This window comes from Acinetobacter sp. MD2(2019), from assembly GCF_035615615.1.
GTDB lineage: Bacteria > Pseudomonadota > Gammaproteobacteria > Pseudomonadales > Moraxellaceae > Acinetobacter.
The window spans coordinates 1-5191 of the sequence record NZ_VTDU01000046.1 but is presented as its reverse complement, the minus strand read 5'-3'; the positions used below and the strand labels follow the sequence as shown (position 1 = coordinate 5191).

The window sequence follows — 5191 nt, the reverse complement described above, 5'->3', positions numbered from 1 at the left end:
TTCCATTTGTAGAACGTTGCCGTACTCATACCGTGTTCACGACAAAGATTCGGTACAGGCGTGCCAGATTCAGCTTGTTTTAAAATACTCATGATTAAACTGTCTGAATATTTTGATGTTTTCATAGAAAATCTCCTTGGACAAAGGTTAATCGATTTTCTACTTTTAAACTCGCTTAATTTGCGGGAGCATTACCATTTCACCATCTTTAATTTGGGGGATGCGTTTACTTGGAGCGTGCTACCTAATTTACTTGGCTATTTTATGTTGGAGGCAGGCTACGCTTGATGAATCTTTATCAGTTTCTATTTATAAAGAAGGTTCTCATGCGAAGCCAAAGAGATATTATGTAGGCTTAGGGTTGCAATCTAGCTTACTGAATCCTAAAAACTGGATGTTTTATAGTAGCTTAATGTTGTTGCTTCCACATGATGCATTGCTGTGGAGTAAAATTTTTATCAGTGTATGGATGGTGATTGTGGTATTGGGTTGGAATAGTCTTTTAATTTTATTATTGACATATCCTAAATGGATTGCTGTATTGCAAAGACGAGCAAACATGTTGTATCGACTATCTGCAGTATGTTTTCTTGTTTTTGCTGGATTTTTGATTGTGGTGTAATGTATAAAAAAGGGATTCAAACAATGAATCCCTTTTTTTGATCACGAAAGCAATTAAGCGTCTAGTTGCTCAAGTACTTCATCAGAGAAATCGACATTGGTATAGACGTTTTGTACATCGTCCAAATCTTCAAGCATATCAATCATTTTCATGATTTGTTTTGCTTGGTCGATATCTGTAATTTCGGCCTTCGTTGACGGGCTCATGACCACTTCTGCATTGTCAGATTTTAAACCTGCTGCAGCTAACGCATCTTGCACATCACCAAAGCTTTCAGGTGAAGTAATGACAAGAATTTCACTTTCGTTGATTTCGATGTCATCTGCACCAGCTTCTAAAGCCACGTCCATAATTTTATCTTCTAAGCTCACATCTTCAAATGTGATTTCACCACGCTTAGTAAATAGATAAGATACTGAACCGTTGGTGCCTAAGTTACCATTGGTTTTGCTAAAGCAATGACGTACGTCTGGTACTGTGCGGTTAAGGTTGTCGGTCATGGTTTCAACTAAAACAGCAACACCACCGACACCGTAACCTTCATAAGTTACTTCGTTTAAATCGTCGTTATCTTCACCGCCGGCACCACGTTGAATTGCTCGGTTGATGGCATCACGAGTCATATTTACCGATAACGCTTTTTCAACTACAGCACGCAAACGTGGGTTGCTTGCGGCATCGCCACCGCCTAATTTTGCTGCGGTAACAATTTCACGAATATATTTGGTAAAAACTTTAGCACGGCTGGCATCTTGCTTTGCTTTGCGATGCTTAGTGTTTGCCCACTTGGAATGACCGGCCATGTAAATATGCTCCTTAAAAGATTGGTCTATGCCATATCAAAAATCGCGTGATTTTAGCATAACCATTTTTATTTCACCAAGAGGATTTAATTAAATCCCTATCAATCTTAAGTGTTTTGCTGTTCCGGTATTAAAATGTCTAAATCGGCCAATTTTTTGTAGCTTTCTTTTAGGGTTTGCAAATCTTCATCCAAATTGTTCGGATAAATTTTACCAATAATGCCGCCTTGCTTGGTGCGTGGATTGGCATACATTAAAATAATAGGCACATTGGCCGCTTTAGCAATGTGCCAAAACCCTGTGCGGATTGGTTTGCGCGTTTCGCCATCTTTGGCACGAGTGGCTTGAGGGGCGATGACAAGGTTAAATTTATCGTTGCTATTAAATAGCTCGACCATTTGAGAAACAATATTTTGACTCGATTTACGATCGACCGGAATAGCACCAATGGCGTTTAAAAACGGCTTAAATGGGCCTTTAAATAATTCCTTTTTCATCAGGGTGTGGATTTTGATGTCCATAATTTGAAATAAAGCCAATGACAGCACAGCATCCATCATTGAGCTGTGTTCGAATCCGACAATCACTTGCTTATCTTCTAAAATATTTTCAGGCACATGGTAATCCCATCCTGAAAGTTTAAAAGTAAGCTGACCTAATTGTTTTTTCATAGCAAGCTGTGCCTTTAGATAAAGAACGAAACAATAGTCGCAGATTGTAGGGGAAAGCGTATATAAATAGTAGCATTGAAATGAAAAGTGCTTGATTGCATTTGGTGAAGGGTGATTTATGTGCTGTTAAGTTATGCTTTGGATGTGTTTTGATCGAATGAAGGCTTTACCTTAAAAAAAGATTTGCCAAAAAATATATTTACTTATATGATTGCGCACATTGGAAGCGTGGCAGAGCGGTTTAATGCACCGGTCTTGAAAACCGACGAGGGTGTGAGTCCTCCGTGAGTTCGAATCTCACCGCTTCCGCCAAATATTTAAATAAGCCCTTGTTTTTACAAGGGCTTATTTTTTATCTTTATATTTACCCCTCAACCTACCCCTCATCAAATTTTGGATTACACAATATTTAAAAGGATACCTTCCTACTGGTTTGGACAGGGTATTGGTTTAAGTAAAATTTCCATTAGCATCTCAAACTTATTTTTAACTTATAGATATACGTGAATAAATCTTTTTTAATGGGTATACATGACCTTGTTTAATTATTGAGATAATTGGTCTTCAGTGGTTTTTATAGTCAGATGTTTTAACTTTCTCTTCAAAAAAAATGCATTGATTTTATACATTCTAGTGATACGATTTTCTTGAATCATAAGTATAGGTAGACTGTAAAAAAATAAATCTACCTATATTAATGAGGTGAAAACAAGCAATCTAAAGTGATAAAACCTGTTGATGCCGTGGCGATCATACAGGCTGTTAAGATGTCGGCAGCCTTAGAGACTAATGATTTTATGTAAATGATCAGGTGATAATTTTTTAAGCATGGCTTTTAGGCTTTTGCTTAGACTTTCCTTGCTGAATGTGTGTTCATAAAGTTTACCATCCATGCCACAACTGATAAATTTCTCGCTATTTGGCGATGGTAAAATTTTTAGTTCATTATCATTTTCAAATAATTCGTACATTGTTTGAAATAGATCTGACAAATAATCCATGCCTGTAAAATTGACTGAATCACGACGATCTCGATCGATAGCATTTAGCATAAAAGGTTGATTTTCTAGACGACTAATTTCATTAATCGTTAATTCATAATAATTTGCCTCTTCGAACTTATGAGGATTGCCATTCATGATCTGTGTTTCAAAAATTTTGTCATAGTAAATCAGGCTAATAAGTGCAGTAAGGATGGCATCAGCTCTTTTTAGCACTTCAATCGAATTTGTCCACTCATCTAAAGTTGTACTTAAGCTATGAATTTTCTTAACAACTTCATTATCAATTTTCGATGAGGCATCTGTTCCATTTCTGCTTACATCCAACCTTGTAGTCATAAATTTATATATAAACTTATTTAAGAGTGCAGGTAGATTTTCAGGATCCTCTTCTAAATTAAGATGAAGGTTTATTGTTTTTGAAGTTCCATCTAGGCCTTGCTGTTCAATAAATGATTTTTTTGAGCCTTGTAGTGGTGTGTCATATAGATTTAATCGATTAACTACGGCCTTCGCTTCTTCGAATGTAGGTTTTTGATCAATATTTGTACCTTTGATGTTTTTATTATTATTAAATTGATGGTACTCAATATAGATTTTACAATAGTCTAAAAATAACTGCTTGATATCCCAACATGGTAGCAAATCAGCTAAGCAATGCTCTTTGTCTAAGATTTCTTTAAATTTGGTAGAAAAATCAGATAATTTTGTATTTCTTTCATATCTACTGATATGTTCCCAAAAAATGCCATGTAGTTCGTTAAAAATATCTTTTAGCTCATTAGGATTCAGTAAGTGGCCTAATAAAAATATATCTTCATCATAAAGTTCTTTTACTTGACAATAAGCGATTACTTTTTTTAGCAACTGTCTACCGCTTACAATTGTTATTACTTCCTCTTTTATTTTTTCAGCAGGTAGGGATATTTTTTGATTGTACTTTTCAGTTAAAAGATCCATTAATCGCTGTAACAGTACAGTCTTAATTATTTTCAACTCTCTATAGAGGTTTGGGAAATTAGTTTGAAACTCTCTTGCTTTCACAGCTTGTTTGACTAAGGTTTGCATTACAGGATGGGCTATTCTGTAAATTTCATGATCAAAAGTTGGATTACTCATTTATATACGCTACTTAACAATTAGGAATTTTGTTTTGCTGATGTTTCCGAGGATTCTATAGGATATTGATATCCGAAGACATACATATAGATTGAAATCGGAGTAAGCAATGCAAACCTTAGAAAAGAAAACTCACCGAATGATGCGCATGGGTGATTTGAAGCAGTTGATTGGTCTAAGTAGATCAAGTGTCTATGACAAGATGAATCCAAAATCGAAGCGATATGATCCTTCATTTCCACGACCGATAAAATTGAGCCTATCCGCTGTAGGCTGGTTTGAGCAGGATGTTATTGATTGGCTCAATTCTAAAAAAGCTGATGAGACAAGAGCGATATCTTGACAGCTAACAATAATCCTTTTTAGCCCTAAAGCACTGTAATAGCCTGATGATCAGGTGATGTGATTACGGTATTTTTTACGCCTAACGATTTGTGTTATTTATATGATATTAATCTATATACATGAGATTATTAAATATCAATAGACATAACTTAGATCATTGATTTATATGAATTACATTCTTACTTTTATAAAAGATGAATAAGAAATTCGTTAGGCGGTAATATCTTACAAAGAAGTATATTATCATGACTCAACCAGCATATAGTATGAGTAATACAACGACCTCTCATGTTGATCGTCAGTACTTGCAACAAGTCACTACGCAATCTCTAGGTCAACAACCTGATCTAGATGTATCAAATCAGAACATGCAGATGACCTTGCCCGTAGCAGAGCAATCCTCTGTATTTCAATCCCTGTATGAGACGTATAGTCATGCAGCAGATGATCAGCATGCAAGCTCATTCGTATTGGATTACTTATTAGATTTTAATGCAGAATTGAACCAATATGAAATTCGATCGAACCCTGAAGCGCAAAGAATATTTTTAGAAATTGAATTTGTGACATATGTTTTAAAAAATAACGTTATTAAAGCGTATCGACAAATAACCAGCGAATTTCGACATG

At 35.4% G+C, this 5191-nt stretch carries 6 protein-coding genes, 1 tRNA gene and 1 pseudogene; 4 read left to right on the top strand and 4 right to left on the bottom strand.

Annotated elements, in window-relative coordinates; translation table 11 throughout:
• The coding region (locus I2F62_RS12795; RefSeq protein ID WP_324627376.1) for a transposase at positions 1-125 on the bottom strand (125 nt) is incomplete at its 3' end.
• Positions 126-178: 53 nt separating this feature from the next.
• Between I2F62_RS12795 and I2F62_RS12790 the strand changes: the two genes are divergently transcribed.
• A complete protein-coding gene (locus I2F62_RS12790; RefSeq protein ID WP_324627375.1) occupies positions 179-622 on the top strand; it encodes a LysE family translocator in 444 nt (147 codons plus the stop codon).
• Positions 623-675: 53 nt separating this feature from the next.
• On the opposite strand, the gene I2F62_RS12785 is transcribed toward I2F62_RS12790, so the two are convergent.
• Both I2F62_RS12785 and I2F62_RS12780 read right to left on the bottom strand, forming a co-directional pair.
• Positions 676-1425, bottom strand: coding sequence for a YebC/PmpR family DNA-binding transcriptional regulator (locus I2F62_RS12785; protein WP_324627374.1), 750 nt, complete (start codon positions 1423-1425; stop codon positions 676-678).
• 107 nt (positions 1426-1532) lie between these two features.
• Positions 1533-2096: a 1-acyl-sn-glycerol-3-phosphate acyltransferase gene (locus I2F62_RS12780; protein WP_324627373.1), complete on the bottom strand. Its 564-nt coding sequence runs from the start codon at positions 2094-2096 to the stop codon at positions 1533-1535.
• A 222-nt stretch (positions 2097-2318) separates the two neighbouring features.
• On the opposite strand from I2F62_RS12780, the gene I2F62_RS12775 reads away from it, so the two are divergent.
• A tRNA-Ser gene (locus I2F62_RS12775) sits at positions 2319-2408 on the top strand.
• Positions 2409-2875: 467 nt separating this feature from the next.
• Here the strand turns inward: I2F62_RS12775 and I2F62_RS12770 are convergent.
• The gene (locus I2F62_RS12770) at positions 2876-4216 is read right to left on the bottom strand and encodes a hypothetical protein (protein ID WP_324627372.1); all 1341 of its coding nucleotides are present in this window, start codon (positions 4214-4216) and stop codon (positions 2876-2878) included.
• A 109-nt stretch (positions 4217-4325) separates the two neighbouring features.
• Between I2F62_RS12770 and I2F62_RS12765 the strand changes: the two genes are divergently transcribed.
• Positions 4326-4559, top strand: coding sequence for a helix-turn-helix transcriptional regulator (locus I2F62_RS12765; RefSeq protein WP_324627371.1), 234 nt, complete (start codon positions 4326-4328; stop codon positions 4557-4559).
• 247 nt (positions 4560-4806) lie between these two features.
• Positions 4807-5191 (top strand): annotated as a pseudogene (locus tag I2F62_RS12760) (hypothetical protein); the annotation flags it as partial.

Coding starts and splice junctions, on each gene's coding strand:
- I2F62_RS12765 (WP_324627371.1), top strand. CDS start 4,326: ATGCAAACCTTAGAAAAGAAAACTCACCGAATGATGCGCATGGGTGAT.
- I2F62_RS12785 (WP_324627374.1), bottom strand. CDS start 1,425: ATGGCCGGTCATTCCAAGTGGGCAAACACTAAGCATCGCAAAGCAAAG.
- I2F62_RS12780 (WP_324627373.1), bottom strand. CDS start 2,096: ATGAAAAAACAATTAGGTCAGCTTACTTTTAAACTTTCAGGATGGGAT.
- I2F62_RS12770 (WP_324627372.1), bottom strand. CDS start 4,216: ATGAGTAATCCAACTTTTGATCATGAAATTTACAGAATAGCCCATCCT.